Source organism: Massilia sp. X63 (assembly GCF_041023745.1).
Classification (GTDB): domain Bacteria; phylum Pseudomonadota; class Gammaproteobacteria; order Burkholderiales; family Burkholderiaceae_D; genus Telluria.
The window spans coordinates 215,131-232,927 of sequence record NZ_JBFTEF010000006.1; the positions used below are offsets into that span (position 1 = coordinate 215,131).

A 17,797-nucleotide genomic window follows, 5' to 3' on the forward strand; every position below is an offset into this window, starting at 1 on the left:
GAAAGGACCACATGGGAGACATGGTCGTCGTCCGCAAGGAAGGGCTGTATTGCGTGCCCGGCGGGTTCTACATCGACCCCTGGCGCCCGGTCGACCGGGCCGTCATCACGCATGCCCACGGCGACCATGCGCGCTACGGCCACGGCCACTACCTGGCGGCGGCGCCCGGCGTCGGCGTGCTCCAGTCGCGCCTCGGCGACATCACCGTGCAGGGCCTGGAGTACGGCGAGCGCATCACGCACAACGGCGTCACCATCTCGCTGCACCCGGCCGGCCACGTGCTCGGCTCGGCGCAGGTGCGCATGGAGTGCGGCGGCGAAGTCTGGGTGGCCTCCGGCGACTACAAGGTAGAGCCCGACAAGACCTGCGCGCCCTTCGAACCGGTGCGCTGCGATACCTTCATCACCGAGTCCACCTTCGGACTGCCGATCTACCGCTGGGACCCCGAGCAGCAGGTCATCGACGAGATGAATGCCTGGTGGCGCCGCAATGCCGAGGAAGGGCGCTGCAGCGTGGTGTTCGCCTATGCCTTCGGCAAGGCCCAGCGCATCCTGTCGCGCCTCGATCCCTCCATCGGGCCGATCGTCTGCCATGGCGCGGTGGAGCCGCTCAACCGCGTGTATCGCGCCGGCGGCGTGGAGTTGCCGGAGACGCTGATGGTCAGCGAGATCGACAAGGCGCTGCTGCGGCGCGCGATCGTGATCGCGCCGCCCTCGGCCAGCGGCTCGCCCTGGATGAAGCGCTTCGGCGACTACAGCGATTCCTTCGCCAGCGGCTGGATGCTGCTGCGCGGCGCCCGGCGCCGGCGCGGCGTCGACCGCGGCTTCGTGCTGTCCGATCACGCCGACTGGCCCGGGCTGATGAGCGCCATCAAGGCGACCGAAGCGCAGCAGGTCATCGTTACCCACGGATCGATTCCGACCATGGTGCGCTGGCTGTGCCAGAACGGGCTGGATGCCAAGGGCTTCGATACCGAATACGGCGACGAGGAAGAGGACGAAGCGCTGCCGCCGGCCGGCGCCGCGGCCAGCAAGGCGGCAAGCGCGGCGCCAGCGGATGAGCCTGAAGGAGCGCCCGATGCGTGAATTCGCCCGCCTCTACGCCGAACTCGACGAAACCACCTCCACCACCCGCAAGCTCGACGCCCTGCAGTCCTACTTCTCGCATGCCGCGCCCGAGAATGCCGCCTGGGCCGTCTATTTCCTTGCCGGCGGCAAGCCGCGCCAGGCCGTGCCCACCAAGCTGCTGCGCCAGTACGCCATCGAATACGCCGGCCTGGACGAATGGCTGTTCGACGAGTCCTACCACGCGGTGGGCGACATGGCCGAGACCATCGCCCACATCCTGCCGCCGCCCACACGGCGCAGCGAGATCGGGCTGGCCGAATGGATGGAGCACAGGATCGGCCCGCTGCGCGGCGCCGATCCCGGCACCATCCGCGACGCCCTGTTCGCGGCCTGGGACGAACTCGACTGGCGCGAGCGCTTCCTGTTCGTCAAACTCATCGGCGGAGGCTTCCGCGTGGGCGTGTCGCGCCTGCTCGTCACGCGCGCGCTGGCGGCGATCGCGGCGGTGGACAGCAAGCTGATCGCGCAACGCCTGATGGGCTGGACCGACAACTCGGTGCGGCCCACCGCCACCAGCTTCCTGCAACTGATCGCTGCCCAGTCCGACGAAGAACACAAGATGCGCGGCGGCCAGCCTTACCCCTTCTTCCTGGCGCACCAGCTGCAGGGCGAGCCCGCTGCCCTGGGCGAAGTCGACGACTGGCAGGTGGAGTGGAAGTACGACGGCATCCGCGCCCAGCTGGTGCGGCGCGGCGGCCAGAACTTCCTGTGGTCGCGCGGCGAAGACCTGATCACCGAGCGCTTCCCCGAACTGGCGAACCTGCACCTCCCCGAAGGGACGGTGCTCGATGGCGAAGTGCTGATCTGGCAGCCCGGGGTCGACGCGCCGGCCCCGTTTGCCGACCTGCAGAAGCGCATCGGCCGCAAGACCCTGAGCGCCAAGCTCCTGGGGGAGTTGCCTGCCGTGCTGTGCTGCTACGACCTGCTGGAATTCGGCGGGGTCGACCTGCGCGCGCTGCCCCAGCACGAACGGCGTGCGCTGATGGAAACCGAGGTCCAGGCGCTCGACCTGCCGCAGCTGCGCCTGTCGCCGCTGGTGCAGGCCGACAGCTGGGATGCGCTGGCGCAGCTGCGCGAGCAGTCGCGCGAGCGCGGCGTCGAAGGCATGATGCTCAAGGCGAGGAGCGCCCAGTACGGCGTGGGCCGCACCAAGGACGTCGGCACCTGGTGGAAGTGGAAGATCGACCCGTACACGGTGGACGCGGTGCTGATCTACGCCCAGGCCGGCAGCGGACGGCGCGCCTCGCTGTATACCGACTACACCTTCGCCGTGTGGGACGGACAGGGCGAGGAACGGCGCCTGGTGCCGTTCGCGAAAGCCTATTCGGGGCTGACCGATGCCGAGATCCAGCAGGTGGACAATGCGGTGCGCAAGACCACCATCGAAAAATTCGGGCCGGTGCGCTCGCTGAAGCCGACCATGGTGTTCGAGATCGGCTTCGAGGGCATCGCCCTGTCCACCCGCCACAAGGCCGGCATCGCGGTGCGCTTCCCGCGCATCCTGCGGCGCCGCTTCGACAAGCCGGTGGACGAGGCGGACACGCTCGATACCCTGAAGGGCCTGCTGGCCGCGGCAGGAGCGTGAGCAGCGCATGAACAAGGCATCGGCAAGGCATGAGTAAAAGCGCCGTCAATCATCCGCCAGCGTCTGGTCGCCAAGCGGATCGCACTTCACCAGGCCGGCACTGAGCGCCACGTCGAGAATCAGGCGGTCTCCGGTGTCGTGCCCGAGTTCGTCGTTCACGCGCTTCAGACCGTCGATATCGGCGAAGATGACGGCGCTGCGTGCGCGCTTGCGGCGTGCCACCTTGAAGACGCGTTCGGCCTGCACGAAGATGCCGCGACGGTTGTACAGGCCGGTCAGCACGTCGGTCAGCGAGAGCATGCGCATTTCGGTAGCGGCCAGGTCGCGCCGGGCCAGTTCGGCGGCATATTCCGCGGCCGACGTGGCGATGTGCTCGCGCTGGTAGCGGACGAGGTGCTCCAGCGAGGTGCGTGCTTCGATCTTGCCCAGCGCCGCCGCCGTCAGTCCCAGAATGGACGACATGGTCCGTGCGTGCGCATCCTGGTCCGCGCCATCGAGGTCGTGATCCCAGGCGACGATCAGGGCGACCAGCCCCGTATGGCCCGGTACCGCCAGCCCTGGCGAACTGTCCATATCGTCGTCCTGGAACAGTTCGCGCGCCAGCGTCAACAGTGCATTCAGCTGCGGCAGGGCGGGCCGCTGGGCCTCCATCATGTCCGGCCGACCATGGCTGGGCAGGGTAGTCTCACGCAGGCGGGAGCGCTAATCGTCGTCCGGGGCGGGCGGAAACGGCGTGATCGCTTCCGACCTCAGCTGTTCGGCACTGGGCATGCGCCGCAGGGTGGGGTAGTCCAATACGCGTTCGATGACGTGCGCAGGCACATGCTTGTATTCCATGTACTTTCGCGCCACCACGGGGTCGCGCACGAGCAGAATATTGACGCCGCGCATCACCACGTTTGCCGTATGGATGTCAGTCCGTTTCTGGCGTTCGCTCATTCATGTCCTGGCCGGTGTACGGCCCGTCGTCCCGATGCAAAGAACAACCATACACCCAAACTGCCGCCGATTCGTCCGGTTCAGCACTCTTTCTTCGATACATAACGTGTAGCAATGTTCGAATGGATAGCCGATCGAAGGGACGGTGTCGACGCCCATCGCCGCTTGGCCTGCGCCGCCTGGGATCGTCCTCTGCTAGACTCGGCCAGGCTTCGATGCCGCTGCTGCTTGCCTGGCCCGGCCGGCATCGGTACACGGACACGCTGATACTTTCGGTCTACCCGGCCCACTCCGAACATGAACACGACATCGACACGCGATCTTTCCAGCATGCGCATCCGGCCGAGCAGGCGGGCGGCCGTCACGGGTGCATGAGCGGTCCTGCGCCAAAGCTTGTCAAGGACTGGTTCGCAGCGCGCGGATGGAAGGTCTTTCCATTTCAGGCTGCCGTCTGGAAGGCGGCACTTGCCGGTCAGTCCGGCCTGTTGCATGCCAATACCGGTGCAGGCAAGACCTTCGCCGTCTGGTTCGCGGCGCTGCAGCGCGGCGCGCTTGCCAAGGGTAAGCGAGCGGCCGGACTGAGGGTCTTGTGGATCACGCCGATGCGCGCGCTCGCCGCCGATACCCAGCGCGCGCTGGAACAGTCGGCAGCCGAACTGGCGCCCGACTGGACCATCGGCGCCCGTACTGGCGATACCGGCTCGGCCGAGCGCGCACGGCAGTCGCGTAGCTGGCCCACCGCGCTCGTCACCACGCCCGAGAGCCTGTCCCTGATGCTGAGCCATGCCGCGGCCGCCGAGCAGTTCAGGCACCTCGACATGATCGTCATCGACGAGTGGCACGAACTGATGGGCAGCAAGCGCGGCGTGCAGGTGCAGCTGGCGCTGGCCCGGCTGCGCCACTGGCGTCCCGAACTGCTGGTGTGGGGCGTGTCGGCCACCATGGGCAACCTCGACCTGGCGCGCCAGGTGCTGCTGGGCGGGGCGCCGTCGGATGATCCTGGGGTGCTGGTGGAAGGCGACCTGCGCAAGAAGATCGAGGTCGATTGCCTGATCCCCGAGAACGTGGCGCGTTTTCCCTGGGGCGGCCACATGGGCCTCCAGATGCTGGGGCCGGTGATCCGCGAAATCGAACATTACGATGCAACGCTGGTGTTCACGAATACCCGCGCCCAGTCCGAGATCTGGTACCAGAACATCCTCGACGAGCGCCCCGACTGGGCCGGCCTGATCGCGCTGCACCACGGCTCGCTCGACCGCGAGGTGCGCGAATGGGTCGAGATGGGGCTCAAGAAGGGCGAACTGAAGGCGGTGATCTGTACCGCCAGCCTGGACCTGGGCGTGGACTTCCTGCCGGTCGAGCGCGTGCTGCAGGTGGGCAGCGCCAAGGGCATCGCGCGCCTGTTGCAGCGCGCCGGCCGCAGCGGACACGCGCCGGGCCGGGTGTCGCGCGTGACCCTGGTGCCGACCAACAGCCTGGAACTGCTGGAAGCGGCCGGCGCCAAGAAGGCGGTGGCGGCGCGCCGCATCGAGGGGCGCTACGTGCCGAACAAGCCCTTCGACGTGCTGGTGCAGCACCTGGTCACGGTGGCGCTGGGCGGGGGCTTCCGTTCGGGCGAGTTGTTCGAGGAAGTCAGGCGCGCCTGGTCCTACCGCCACCTGGACGAGGAAGAATGGCAGTGGGCGCTCGATTTCGTCGCGCGCGGGGGCCAGAGCCTGACCGTGTATCCGGAATACCGCCGCGTGCTGCCGGACGAGGAGGGCGTCTACCGGGTGCCGGATACCGCCATCGGCCGGCGCCACCGGATGGGCATCGGCACCATCGTGTCCGATTCGACCATCTCGGTGAAGTACATGAGCGGGGGACGCATCGGCAGCGTCGAGGAATCCTTCATCTCGCGCCTGAAGCCGGGCGACCATTTCCTGTTCGGCGGGCGCATCCTGGAATTCGTGCGGGTGCACGAGATGACCGCGTTCGTGAAGCGCGCCACCAGCAAGCGCGGGGCGATCGCGCGCTGGCAGGGCGCCAAGATGCCGATGTCCTCGGAACTGGCGCATGCCGCGCTGGAGGAATTGCGCCTGGCCTCCCAGGGCATCTACGACGGCCCCGAGATGGAGGCGCTGCGCCCGCTGATCGAGATCCAGTGCCGCTGGTCGGCGCTGCCCACCAGCGAGACCCTGGTGATCGAGAGCATGAAGAGCCGCGAAGGCTGGCACCTGTTCGTGTATCCGTTCGCGGGGCGTTCGGTGCACATGGGGCTGGCGTCGCTGCTGGCCTACCGGATCGGGCGCATGCAGCCCTCGACCTTTTCGATTGCGATCAACGACTACGGTTTCGAGCTGCTCGCGCCGGAGCCGGTCGATTGGCCGCGCATCTTCACCGCGGAAACCGGGGCAGGGGTAGATCTGTTGAGCACCGATTGCCTGCTCGAGGACGTGCTGGGCAGCCTGAACGCCACCCAGCTGTCGCAGCAGCGCTTCCGCGAGGTGGCGCGCATCGCCGGCCTGGTGTTCCAGGGCTATCCCGGCCAGCCGAAGTCGAACCGCCAGCTGCAGGCCTCGTCGTCGCTGTTCTTCGAGGTCTTCCGCAAGCACGACACGGGCAACCTGCTCCTGAGCCAGGCCCAGCGCGAGGTGCTGGAGCAGGAGCTGGAACTGACGCGCCTGCGCGAGACCCTCGGCGAGCTGCACGGGCGCCGCGTCGCCTTCCGCGAGGTCAAGCGCGCCACGCCCTTCGGCTTTGCGCTGATGGTCGAACGCTTCCGCGAGAAGGTCAGCACCGAGAAGCTGTCCGACCGCGTCGCGCGCATGGTGCGCGAACTCGAAAAGGCGGCCGCGGCATGAGCGCAAGCGGCACGAGCAGCAGCGTGGCCGTCCGGGTCGGGGGAGAAACGGTGCTGCTGCTGCCGGAAAAGGCGCTGTACTGGCCGCACGAAAAGATGCTGGTCATCGCCGACATCCACTTCGGCAAGGCGGCGGCCTTCCGCGCCCTGGGCGTGCCGGTGCCGCGCGGGACCACCACCGAGAACCTGCTCGGGCTCGACGCCCTGGTCGAGGCACACGGCGCGCGCCACGTGGTCTTCCTGGGCGACTTCCTGCATGCGCGCGCGGCCCATGCCAGCGCGACCCAGCAAGCCATGCTGGCCTGGCGCGAACGGCGCCGCGACCTGGCGCTGACGCTGGTGCGCGGCAACCACGACCGCCACGCCGGCGACCCGGCGGCGGCGCTCGGTATCGCGCTGGTCGACGAGCCACATGCGGTCGGCCCCTTCGCCTTCTGCCACCACCCCGATCTGGATTCCGCCGGCTACGCCATGGCCGGCCACATCCATCCGGTCTACGTGCTGGCCACCCGCTTCGATGCGCTGCGCCTGCCGTGCTTCGTGGTCGGGCAGGAGCGGATGATCCTGCCCTCCTTTGGCGCCTTCACCGGCGGTCACGCGATCCGTCCGGAACCGGGCGACAGCATCTACGTGAGCTCGGGCGAGGCGGTCCACTGCGTGCACAGCGTACGATAGCGAACCGACCCCTGGCGTGCCCGAGCGTAAATTTCCCTAAGAATATGAGGTGATCCGGTACCGCCATCGACCAGGGAGGAGAAGCCATGCATTTCAGTAAGCTGTTGCAAGCCGCATTCGCTGCCGTCATCGCCATGACGACGGCTTTCGGACCGGTGCTGACGGGCGGCGCCGTCGCCCATGCCCAGCAATACCAGAACAACCGCGCCTACGGCCCGGTCATCAACGGATTCAACGTGGAAGAGGTGCGCCGCCTGACCCCGGGCGTCGAGCTGCATTTCGACATGTACGGCAGCCCGGGCGGCACCGCGACCCTGCGCATCGACGGCGCCACCCGCAACCTGCACCTGACCGAAGTCGAGCCGGGCCAGTACACCGGCACCTACACCATCGGCACCCACGACCGCATCCGCCCCGAAAGCGGGGTGACCGCCAACCTGCGCCTGGGTAACCAGGTGGCGACCAGCCTGCTGAGCGAATCGCTGCTGCAGCCGAACGCGCCGCGCGAACGGCGCGGCCAGCTGGCCGGGGCGCCCGCGATCCAGCGTTTCGAGGTGCAGGGCAGCCCTGAGCTGGGCCCGGGCAACGAATTGCGCTTCACGGTCTTCGGCACGCCCGGCGGCCGGGTCGAGGTGGCGATCGCCGGCGCGCGCGGCGTGTTCTTCCTGCCGGAAGTGCGACCGGGCGAATACGACGCGGTCTACACGGTTCGCGCCTCGGACCGGATCGCGCCGGACAGCCGCGTCACAGCGACCATCCGCGCCAATGGCCGCTACACCACCAGCGTGCTGGGCCGGCCGCTGCTGGCAAGCGGGCGCCTGAACGAAGCGCGCGAGCCGCGCCAGGCGCGCTACTGCACCAATTGCGCGGTCGTGGAAGCGGTCAACGTGATCGAAGTGTCGGGTAACGGCAACTACCTGGGCACGGCAGGCGGCGCCGTCATCGGTGGCCTGCTCGGCAACCAGGTCGGCAGCGGCAGCGGCCGTACCGCGGCCACGGTGGCCGGCGCAGTGGCCGGCGGTCTGGCCGGACGCAACGTGCAGCGCAACATGAACCGCGAGCAGCGCTATGAAGTGGTGGTGCGCTATGCCAACAGCGGCGCGACCCAGACCCTGCAGTTCGACAACGATCCGGGCTTCCGCCAGGGCGATCGGGTGCGGGTGAACAATGGGGTGCTGTCGCGCGACCAATAATTTAAGAGTAGCGTGGGCGGGTCTCCCGCCCACGCGTTCAAGCAGCGCATGAATGCTGATCGGTTTGCCTCTGCGCTAAGGTGATGTGAACGCGCGGGCGGCATAGCCGCCCACCCTACGAAAAAACAAGGCCGGCGCCCTGGCGGGAACCGGCCTTGTTTTTTACGACGCCGATCAGGCGGTTGCCAGCACCTGGTCGTCGCCGGGCTGTTCGCTCTCGGCTTTCTGCTTGGCGCCGCCCTTGGTGCGCGAGCGCGAGGGCGGCAGGCGGCGCAGGGTCTTGAGCGCCTCGGCGTCCTTGATGCCGATGGTGCGCTGGTCGACGGTGATCAGGCCGATCTCGTTGAAGGCCGACAGGGTGCGGCTGACCGTTTCGAGCGTCAGGCCGAGGTAGCTGCCGATCTCGTGGCGGGTCATGCGCAGGTTGAACAGCTTGCTCGAGTAGCCCATCGCGGCGAAGCGGTCGGCCAGCGAAACCAGGAAGCGGGCCACCCGCGCTTCGGCCGAAAGGGCGCCGAGCATGCCGATCATGGTTTGCTCGCGCACCAGTTCGCGGCTCATGACGCCGTACATCATGTTCTCGAGCTCGGCGTGGACGCGGCCGAGGGCGGTGAGCTTCTTGAACGGCAGCAGGATCAGGTCGCAGTCGGACAGGGCCACGGCTTCCGAGGCGTAGTGGCGGGTGTGGATGCCGTCCACGCCCAGCATGTCGCCCTTCATCGGGAAGCTCAGCACCTGCTCGTTGCCGAACTCGTCGATGAGCACGGTCTTGAGGAAGCCGGAGTTGACGATGTACAGGGTGTCGAAGGCCTGGCCGATGGTGTGTACCCGCTGTCCGGTCTTGAACTGGACGTGCTGGAACAGCAGTTCTTCGGAGGTGACCGAGACGCTGGCGGGAATGCGCAGCAGGTCGCAGACTTCCTTGAGGTTCGACCAGAGACGTCCCTGGCGCTGGCGGCCGGCTTCCATGGGGGTATGCAGGGTCGGCTGAGTGACGTTGCGTGGTTCTGACGTTGGCTGGGACTGCATGCTCATCTCCAGGTGAAAGACTCAGGGTTTCAGGCGGCGACCACAGGGCGGAGCAGGCAACCGGTGCTTTGGAAAATTCCCGCTGCCGGTGGCTCACGCTGGGACTTGGATCGCAAGCAAGTCGAAACGCTGAATTCAGTATGCCAACACGAGTCCGGCACGGATATCAGCGATGGCTGAATATGTAGGTAGGAAGGATGACAGGCTTGTAGGAATATTCCGACCCGCGACATGGGGCGCCAGAGGGAAGTGCGGGGAGGGGGGAGCGAGGAGGGGAGCAGGTCAGGGTAGAAATTCCTACCCTGGAAGCGTGGCGTCGCAGGCACAAAACGAGCTGCCGCGTGTCTAAAACGTCTTTGTATTACGCCTTCATCGGAGACAAGAGCCTGTGCGCCACGGCGTACTGGACCATTTCCGACAACGACGTCATGCCCATCTTCTGCATGATGCGGGTCTTGTGGGTGCTGACCGTCTTGACCGACAGGTGCAGGCTGTTCGCGATTTCCGTGATCGACTTCCCGCCGACGAGCAGCGAAAACACCTCGAACTCGCGGTCCGACAGTTGTTTATGCAACAGCTGTTCGTTCGGCGTCATGATGTTCAGGGCCAGCTGCTCGGCCACCTCGGTACTGATATATGGACGTCCCGAGGCCACCTTGCGGATGGCGCCCACCAGCTGGGTGCCCGCGCTTTCCTTGGTCAGGTAGCCCTGGGCGCCGGCGCGGATGGCCCGCACCGCGTACTGCTCTTCCTCGTGCATGGTCAGGATCAGGATCGCCAGCTTGGGCGCTTCGCTGCGCACCTGGCGGATCAGGTCGACGCCGCTGCGGCCCGGCATCGAGAGGTCGAGCAGCAGCAGGTCGAAGCCGCCCTGGCGTACCTGGGCCAGCACTTCGAAGCCGTTGGTCGCTTCCCCGGCGATCTCGATATCCGGTGCGCCGTCGAGGATGCGCTTGAGGCCTTCGCGCATGATCGTGTGGTCGTCGGCAATGACTATGCGAATCATAAATCCATCCTTCGAGGTGAACGCGACGATGACCGATGCAGGCTAACACGGGATCGTACCGGTATTTGTCGTACTTTCGTCAGGTCCGGCTTCCCGGGGCCCGGAGCCGGCTTCCCGGGGCCCGGAGCCGGCTTCCCGGGGCCATGCCCTGCTGCGCGCCTCATGCCGGCGCCGGCTCGCTGATCAGGCGGTGCACCAGCACCGGCTTGCTCGTGTGCGACAGCACCTTGTTGGTGACGCTGCCCAGCAACAGCTGGCCCCAGCCGCTGCGGCCGTGCGAGCCCATGAAGATCAGGTCGCAGCCTTCCTGCTCGGCGACGTCGACGATCTTGAGGGCGGCGCTGTCGGAAAACGCGGTCATGCACGCATGCTTCAGGCCTGCGCCGGCGCAGGAACGCATGATCTTGCCCATGTATTCTTCGCCCATGCGGCGCATCTGGGCGATGTATTCCTCTTCGCTGGGGTAGGAGGGCGGAATGATTTCCACATAGACGGGGTACTGGTACTCGGGCGCGACGAACAGGGCCAGCACCTCGGCGCCCATCTGTTGCGCGAATTTGACACCGGCGCAGGCCGTATGCTGCGACACGGCCGAGCCGTCGGTGGTGATCAGGATTTTGCGATACATGGTTGACTCCTCCAATGGCCACGCCATTCTGGAGCGAACACGGCATGGCGGCGATTGCAAGAACGCAAACTGTTGAGCTCGATCAAACTCCGGGTATTTATTTCAATGGCACAACAACACCGGGTTAAGAATACGCTTCGCGTTACGAAAAACAACACCTCCCTTGTGTAATTATTCAGGAACCCTGCAATTTAATTGTCGCGGAATTAAGTTTCACTGTCCATTTTGTTGCGTCTCCGTCTCCGACATTTACCTACGGCAACCACACTGCTACACTCCCATGCAGATTTGACCCATCCCGCGTGCCGCCGAAATGGCCGGATGGGCGCAGTAAAAATACCGTAATTGCAACGCTCATTGCGAACTTAAACACCATGGAGAAGCAGGGATCATGACCAACGCCGCTGACGATTTCGACGCACTATTCGAGGAAGTGGCGGCGCAGCGCGCCAGCGCTCCCGCCGCCGCCCCGGCGCCGGCGCCCGAGGCCGCGCCCGCTGCGGCAAATGCCGCCCCGGCCGACGAGGACGACCTCGAATCCCTGTTCGACCAGGTGGCCGCCTCGAGCGCTCCGGCGACCGCCGCGGCCGCGCCGGTTGCCACGGCTGCGGCCGCTCCGGTGGCTGCAACGACCCTGCCGGCCGCCAGCAGCGACGGCGAGCACGCCATGTTCGAGCGCCTCGGCGGCATCGTGCGCCTGTTGCACGATTCGCTGCGCGAGCTGGGCTACGACAAGGCGCTGACCGAAGCCTCGTCGGCCATCAACGATGCCCAGGACCGCCTGGAATACGTCGCCACTCTCACCGAGCAGGCCGCCAACAAGGTGCTGAACACCCTGGACGAAGGCATGCCGGCGCAGGACCTGCTGTCGAAGCAGGCCAAGGACATGGAAAACCGCTGGGCCGACCTGTTCTCGGGCAAGCTGAGCCTGGACGAGTTCAAGGCCCTGGCCGGCGACGCGCGCCAGTTCGCCGCCGCCGTCAACGAAGCGACCGAAGCGGAAAAGGCGCGCCTGCTCGAGATCATGATGGCGCAGGACTTCCAGGACATCACCGGCCAGCTGATCAAGAAGGTGGTCAAGATCACCCAGACCGTCGAAGCCGAGCTGGCGCAGCTGCTGCGCGACAGCGCCCCCGCCGACCTGAAGGAAAAGCTGGCCAAGAAAGAAGTCCCGCCTGCGCCTGCGCCGCTGATGCAGGGCCCGTCGGTGCCGGATACGGCACTGAACCAGGACAGTGTTGACGATCTTCTGGCCGATCTGGGGTTCTAATGGACGATATGCTCAAGGACTTCGTCGTCGAGGCGATGGACCTTGCAGTGAATGTTGAAGAACATTTGCTGCGCCTCGAACGCGATCCCGACAACAAGGAAACGCTGAACGCGGTGTTCCGTTCCTTCCACACGATCAAGGGCGGCGCCGGCTTCATGGGCCTGCCCGCGCTGGTCGCGGCCTGCCACCTGACCGAGAACCTGTTCGACGCGCTGCGCACCGGCGCCGCGCCGGTCACGCCGCTCGCGATCGAAGCCGCGCTCGAAGCCTCCGGCTTCGTGGCCGACCAGTTGAACGACCTCAACAACGGCACGCCGCCGGAAGGCCTGGCGCAGATGCCGGAAGCGCTCGAACGCATCCTGAAGGACGCGATCGAAGGCAAGGGCGCGCCGAGCGCAGCCCCGGCCGCTCCGGCTGCGGCGCCGGCCGCCGTACCCGCGGCTGCAGCGGTCGCCGCTGCGCCTGTCGCCCTTGCCGCAGTCCCGGCCGCAGGTGACGATGGCCTCGACTGGGTTGGCATGTACAACGCCGTAGTGCCCGCGAGCGTCGCGATTGCCGCAGGATCGGCGCCGGCCGTGGCCGCCACCGCGGCTGTTGCCCAGGCGCCTGCCGCTGCCGCTGCCGACGCTGCGCCGGCCGCCAAACCGGGCGGCTGGGACGGCGTCGACCGCCGCCAGAACGACAAGGTCGCCGATGCGCGCGCAGCAAGCGCCCCGGCCAAGGACGAAAGCATCCGCATCGATGCGGTCAAGCTGGACGCACTGCTGGAAGTGGCGGGCGAATCGGTGCAGGCCGCCAACCAGGCCGCCGTGCTGCTCGAACGCCTGCAGCAGTTCAAGTTCGAAGGCCCGGCCGCCGCCCTGATGGCCACGCTCACCGAGACCCTGGAACGCGCGTCGCGTTACTCGGCCGAACTGCAGCGCGCCACGCTGGCCACCCGCATGCAGCCGGTCGGCCGCCTGTTCCAGAAATTCCCGCGCCTGGTGCGCGAGCTGGCCAAGGACCTGGGCAAGGATGTCGAACTGACCATCGAAGGCGCCGAGACCGAGGTCGACCGCGTGGTGGTGGACAGCCTGTACGACCCGCTGGTGCACATGCTGCGCAACGCGCTCGACCACGGCGTCGAGTCGCCGGAAGAACGCGTGGCCGCCGGCAAGCCGGCCAAGGCCTTCATCCTGCTCAAGGCATGGCAGGAAGCCAACAGCGTCATGATCGTGCTGCAGGACGACGGCAAGGGCATGGACCCGGTCAGGCTGCGCCGCAAGGCGATCGACAAGGGCCTGATCGGCGAGAACGGCGCCCCGAACGACGACGACGCCTACCAGCTGGTGTTCCTGCCGGGCTTCTCGACCAAGGAAGTGGCTTCCTCGGTGTCGGGGCGCGGCGTGGGCATGGACGTGGTCAAGACCGCGGTCGAGAAGAACCGCGGCGCGATCCGCATCGATTCGTCGCTCGGCCATGGCACCAAGTTTGCGATCCGCCTGCCGATCGAACTGTCGATCGTCCCGACCATGCTGGTGTCGACCTCGGGCGCCTCGCTGGCGCTGCCGATGGCCGTCGTCGAGCGCGTGGTCGAGCTGCCGGAAGAGTTCCAGTGCGTCGGCGGCGCGCCGGTGCTGAAGGACCAGGGACGCCCGCTGCCGGTGCGTTCGCTGGCCCTGGCGCTGGGCTACGAAGCCTGCTCGGAACGCGTCGGCATCGTCATCAACGCGCCGCAACCCTACATCCTGGCGGTGAACGCGGTGGACGGCACGGCCGACCTGGTGATCAAGCCGATGACCGCGCTCTCCGTCGAAGGCATCACGGGCACCGCCCGTTCGGCCGAGGGCGAACTGGTGCTGGTGGTCGGCCTGTCCTTCCTGATGGATGGCTGCCGCAGCAACGTGCGCCTCGCGGCGTAGGGTGGTCGGCTTTGCCGACCACCCTACGTAGTTACCGCAGTGCGCAAAGCGGGGATTGTTTCCACTCTGTGACAAAAGCGCATACAAAAGCCTGAGCAAGCCCGCTCAGGCTTTTTTAATTTGCATCGCAAGTTGTCTATGCAAATAATATTTGCATGTACGTGGATTGATTGGCAGAAAAATGCGTTGCCCCGGCTTGGTGCGGCAGTGCACAATTATGGCATAATCAAAAATCGTCCCCGCATCAGGGGTATCGCGTTCACCGGATAGACCATGCAAAAAACGCTCTACGACAAACTCTGGGATTCCCATGTCGTGCGTGCCGACGCCGATGGCACCACAGTCCTCTACATCGACCGCCACCTGGTGCACGAAGTCACCAGCCCGCAAGCCTTCGAGGGCCTGCGCGAGGCCGGCCGCGGACTATGGCGCACCTCCAGCAACCTGGCCGTGGCCGACCACAACGTGCCGACCACCGACCGCGCCCAGGGCATCGCCGACCCCACCTCGCGCCTGCAGGTCGAGACCCTGGACGCCAACGCGAAGAGCTTCGGCCTGACCTACTTCGACATGAACGACAAGCGCCAGGGCATCGTGCACGTGATCGGCCCGGAGCAGGGCGCCACGCTGCCCGGCATGACCGTGGTCTGTGGCGACTCGCACACCAGCACCCACGGCGCCTTCGGCTGCCTGGCGCACGGCATCGGCACCTCGGAAGTCGAGCACGTGCTGGCCACGCAAACCCTGCTGGCCAAGAAATCGAAGTCGATGCTGGTGCAGGTCGAAGGCGAACTGCTGCCGGGCGTGACCGCCAAGGACATCGTGCTGGCCGTGATCGGCAGGATCGGCACCGCCGGCGGCACCGGCTACGCCATCGAATTCGGCGGCTCGACCATCCGCGCGCTGTCGATGGAAGGCCGCATGACGGTCTGTAACATGGCGATCGAAGCGGGCGCGCGCGCCGGCATGGTCGCGGTGGACGACACCACCATCGACTACGTCAAGGGCCGCCCGTTCTCGCCCAAGGGCGAGCAATGGGAACAGGCCGTGACCTACTGGCGCACCCTGCATTCGGACGAAGGCGCGCAATTCGACACCGTGGTGAAACTCGACGCATCGGAGATCCGCCCGCAGGTCACCTGGGGCACCTCGCCCGAGATGGTCACCTCGGTGGACGGCCGCGTGCCGGACCCGCGCGAGGAAAGCGATGCGGTGCGCCGCGGCGCCATCGAAAAGGCGCTGGCCTACATGGACCTGGCGCCGAACACCCCGATCGACCAGATCCGGATCGACAAGGTCTTCATCGGCTCCTGCACCAACTCGCGCATCGAAGACCTGCGCGCGGCCGCCGAGGTCGTGCGCGGCCGCCGGCGCGCGCCCACCGTCAAGCTGGCGATGGTGGTGCCGGGTTCGGGCCTGGTCAAGGAACAGGCCGAGCGCGAAGGCCTCGACCGCGTCTTCAAGGACGCCGGTTTCGAATGGCGCGAGCCGGGCTGCTCGATGTGCCTGGCGATGAACGCCGACCGCCTGGAGCCGGGCGAGCGCTGCGCCTCGACCTCGAACCGCAACTTCGAGGGACGCCAGGGGCAGGGCGGCCGTACCCACCTGGTCTCGCCCGCGATGGCGGCCGCCGCAGGCATCGCCGGTCACTTTGTCGACGTACGCGCACTTTGAAACGTTAATACCGCTTTAACCGTAACAACAGGAACATCATGAAGAAAGTCATCGCCCTCGCACTCGCCGCCGCATTCGTCCTCACCGGCTGCAACACCATCTCGGGCATCGGCAAGGACGTGCAGAAGGTCGGTCAGGTCGTCACCAGCGCCGGCGGCAAATAATCATTCAACAAGAGCAAGGAGCCGGAGCGGCCATGGATAAATTCACCGTACACGAAGGCCTGGTGGCGCCGCTGGATCGCGCCAACGTCGATACCGACGCCATCATCCCGAAGCAGTTCCTGAAATCGATCCGCCGTACCGGCTTCGGCCCGAATCTATTCGACGAGTGGCGCTACCTGGATCACGGCGAGCCGGGCCAGGACTGCAGCAGCCGTCCGGTCAATCCGGAGTTCGTGCTGAACCAGCCGCGTTACGCGGGCGCCTCGATCCTGCTGGCGCGCAAGAACTTCGGCTGCGGCTCCTCGCGCGAGCACGCGCCCTGGGCCCTGCAGCAGTACGGCTTCCGCGCCATCGTGGCGCCGAGCTTTGCCGACATCTTCTTCAACAACTGCTACAAGAGCGGCCTGCTGCCGATCGTGCTGTCCGAAGAAGAGGTGGACGGACTGTTCAAGGCGGTGGAAAGCACGCCCGGCTTCAAGCTGACCGTGGACCTCGAGCAGCAGCGCATCGGCAGCGCGGACGGCAGCATCGCCTACGGCTTCGCCATCGACGATTTCCGCAAGTACTGCCTGCTCAACGGCCTGGACGACATCGGCCTGACCCTGCGCCACGCCGACGACATCCGCGTCTTCGAACAGCGCCACCTGGCTGCGCAGCCGTGGCTGGCCAACACGATTTGAGAGAGAACGCATGAAAATCGCAATCCTGCCGGGCGACGGCATCGGCCCCGAGATCATGGACCAGGCGGTCAAGGTCCTGAACGCGCTGGGCGAACCCTTTGAACTCGAAACCGCGCAAGTCGGCGGCGCCGGCTACGCGGCCCACGGCCACCCGTTGCCCGAGGGCACGCTGAAATTGGCGAAGGAAGCCGACGCGGTGCTGTTCGGCGCCGTCGGCGACTACAAGTACGACACGCTCGAGCGTGCGCTGCGTCCCGAGCAGGCCATCCTCGGCCTGCGCCGCGAACTCGGCCTGTTCGCCAACCTGCGTCCGGCCATCCTGTACCCGGAACTTGCAGGCGCCTCCACGCTCAAACCCGAGGTCGTGTCCGGCCTGGACATCCTGATCATCCGCGAGCTCACCGGCGACATCTATTTCGGCAAGCCGCGCGGCGTGCGCGAATGCCCGGACGGCCCGTTCGCCGGCCAGCGCGAAGGCTTCGACACCATGCGCTATGCCGAAGGCGAGATCCGCCGCATCGCCCACGTGGCCTTCCAGGCGGCGCGCAAGCGCAACCGCCGCGTCACCAGCGTCGACAAGGCCAATGTGCTGGAAACCTTCCAGTTCTGGCGCGACATCGTCACCGAGGTGCACAAGGAATACCAGGACGTCGAGCTCGAGCACATGTACGTCGACAACGCCGCCATGCAGCTGGTGCGGGCGCCGAAGAAGTTCGACGTCATCGTCACCGGCAACATGTTCGGCGACATCCTGTCGGACGCCGCCGCCATGCTCACCGGCTCGATCGGCATGCTGCCCTCGGCCTCGCTGGATGCGAACAACAAGGGCCTGTACGAGCCTTCGCACGGCTCGGCGCCGGACATCGCCGGCCAGGGCGTGGCCAATCCGCTGGCGACCATCCTGTCGGCGGCGATGATGCTGCGCTTTACGTTCGGGCGTGCCGAGCAGGCCGACCGCATCGAGAACGCGGTCAAGCGGGTGCTGGCCCAGGGCCTGCGCACTCCCGACATTTACGAAGCCGGTACCAGCAAGGTCGGTACCGAAGAAATGGGCGATGCGGTCCTCGCAGCCCTGCAATAGATT

General features: G+C 66.5%; 16 protein-coding genes. 11 read left to right on the plus strand and 5 right to left on the minus strand.

The genetic code is table 11. The features are described from left to right. Nucleotides 1-11 precede the first annotated feature (11 nt). Nucleotides 12-1,085 (plus strand): ligase-associated DNA damage response exonuclease, encoded by a 1,074-nt coding sequence (locus AB3347_RS14370; protein ID WP_369092488.1) that lies wholly within the window; start codon nucleotides 12-14, stop codon nucleotides 1,083-1,085. Further along, nucleotides 1,078-2,712, plus strand: a complete 1,635-nt coding sequence (locus AB3347_RS14375; protein WP_369092489.1) for an ATP-dependent DNA ligase — start codon at nucleotides 1,078-1,080, stop codon at nucleotides 2,710-2,712. The genes AB3347_RS14370 and AB3347_RS14375 overlap by 8 nt, the downstream gene beginning before the upstream one ends. 45 nt (nucleotides 2,713-2,757) lie before the next feature. On the opposite strand, the gene AB3347_RS14380 is transcribed toward AB3347_RS14375, so the two are convergent. Together AB3347_RS14380 and AB3347_RS14385 are read right to left on the minus strand one after the other, a co-directional pair. After that, entirely contained in the window at nucleotides 2,758-3,366 is a 609-nt protein-coding gene (locus AB3347_RS14380; protein WP_369092490.1) for a GGDEF domain-containing protein, read from the minus strand. Between the two features lie 48 nt (nucleotides 3,367-3,414). Beyond that, complete coding sequence (locus AB3347_RS14385; RefSeq protein WP_369092491.1) at nucleotides 3,415-3,651, minus strand: hypothetical protein; 237 nt, start codon at nucleotides 3,649-3,651, stop codon at nucleotides 3,415-3,417. Between the two features lie 371 nt (nucleotides 3,652-4,022). Between AB3347_RS14385 and AB3347_RS14390 the strand changes: the two genes are divergently transcribed. The 3 genes from AB3347_RS14390 (at nucleotide 4,023) to AB3347_RS14400 (ending at nucleotide 8,361) form a co-directional block, all read left to right on the plus strand. Further along, on the plus strand, nucleotides 4,023-6,494 hold the full coding sequence (locus AB3347_RS14390; RefSeq protein WP_369092492.1) for a ligase-associated DNA damage response DEXH box helicase: 2,472 nt from the start codon (nucleotides 4,023-4,025) through the stop codon (nucleotides 6,492-6,494). Further along, complete coding sequence (gene pdeM, locus AB3347_RS14395) at nucleotides 6,491-7,168, plus strand: ligase-associated DNA damage response endonuclease PdeM (protein ID WP_369092493.1); 678 nt, start codon at nucleotides 6,491-6,493, stop codon at nucleotides 7,166-7,168. The genes AB3347_RS14390 and pdeM overlap by 4 nt, the downstream gene beginning before the upstream one ends. An 86-nt stretch (nucleotides 7,169-7,254) precedes the next feature. Next, nucleotides 7,255-8,361 carry a glycine zipper 2TM domain-containing protein gene (locus AB3347_RS14400; protein ID WP_369092494.1) on the plus strand — a complete coding sequence of 369 codons (1,107 nt, stop codon included), beginning with the start codon at nucleotides 7,255-7,257 and terminating at the stop codon, nucleotides 8,359-8,361. A 174-nt stretch (nucleotides 8,362-8,535) separates the two neighbouring features. On the opposite strand, the gene AB3347_RS14405 is transcribed toward AB3347_RS14400, so the two are convergent. From AB3347_RS14405 to AB3347_RS14415, 3 genes are all read right to left on the minus strand, one after another. Beyond that, a complete protein-coding gene (locus AB3347_RS14405; RefSeq protein ID WP_027866725.1) occupies nucleotides 8,536-9,330 on the minus strand; it encodes a Crp/Fnr family transcriptional regulator in 795 nt (264 codons plus the stop codon). Nucleotides 9,331-9,751: 421 nt separating this feature from the next. Continuing rightward, on the minus strand, nucleotides 9,752-10,396 hold the full coding sequence (locus AB3347_RS14410; protein WP_369092495.1) for a response regulator: 645 nt from the start codon (nucleotides 10,394-10,396) through the stop codon (nucleotides 9,752-9,754). 160 nt (nucleotides 10,397-10,556) lie between these two features. Continuing rightward, nucleotides 10,557-11,024, minus strand: a complete 468-nt coding sequence (locus AB3347_RS14415; protein WP_369092496.1) for a universal stress protein — start codon at nucleotides 11,022-11,024, stop codon at nucleotides 10,557-10,559. A gap of 391 nt (nucleotides 11,025-11,415) precedes the next feature. Between AB3347_RS14415 and AB3347_RS14420 the strand changes: the two genes are divergently transcribed. The 6 genes from AB3347_RS14420 to leuB all read left to right on the plus strand — a co-directional run bounded on the left by AB3347_RS14420 (nucleotide 11,416) and on the right by leuB (nucleotide 17,794). Next, entirely contained in the window at nucleotides 11,416-12,294 is an 879-nt protein-coding gene (locus AB3347_RS14420) for a protein phosphatase CheZ (protein WP_369092497.1), read from the plus strand. Then, nucleotides 12,294-14,195: a chemotaxis protein CheA gene (locus tag AB3347_RS14425; RefSeq protein WP_369092498.1), complete on the plus strand. Its 1,902-nt coding sequence runs from the start codon at nucleotides 12,294-12,296 to the stop codon at nucleotides 14,193-14,195. Before AB3347_RS14420 ends, AB3347_RS14425 begins: the two co-directional genes overlap by 1 nt. Nucleotides 14,196-14,468: 273 nt before the next feature. Further along, a complete protein-coding gene (leuC, locus tag AB3347_RS14430) occupies nucleotides 14,469-15,869 on the plus strand; it encodes a 3-isopropylmalate dehydratase large subunit (protein WP_369092499.1) in 1,401 nt (466 codons plus the stop codon). A gap of 38 nt (nucleotides 15,870-15,907) precedes the next feature. Next, the gene (locus AB3347_RS14435) at nucleotides 15,908-16,033 is read left to right on the plus strand and encodes an entericidin A/B family lipoprotein (protein ID WP_369092500.1); all 126 of its coding nucleotides are present in this window, start codon (nucleotides 15,908-15,910) and stop codon (nucleotides 16,031-16,033) included. A 32-nt stretch (nucleotides 16,034-16,065) separates the two neighbouring features. Beyond that, nucleotides 16,066-16,713, plus strand: a complete 648-nt coding sequence (gene leuD, locus AB3347_RS14440; protein ID WP_369092501.1) for a 3-isopropylmalate dehydratase small subunit — start codon at nucleotides 16,066-16,068, stop codon at nucleotides 16,711-16,713. A 10-nt stretch (nucleotides 16,714-16,723) separates the two neighbouring features. Continuing rightward, complete coding sequence (leuB, locus tag AB3347_RS14445) at nucleotides 16,724-17,794, plus strand: 3-isopropylmalate dehydrogenase (RefSeq protein ID WP_369092502.1); 1,071 nt, start codon at nucleotides 16,724-16,726, stop codon at nucleotides 17,792-17,794. The last annotated feature ends 3 nt before the right edge of the window (nucleotides 17,795-17,797 follow it).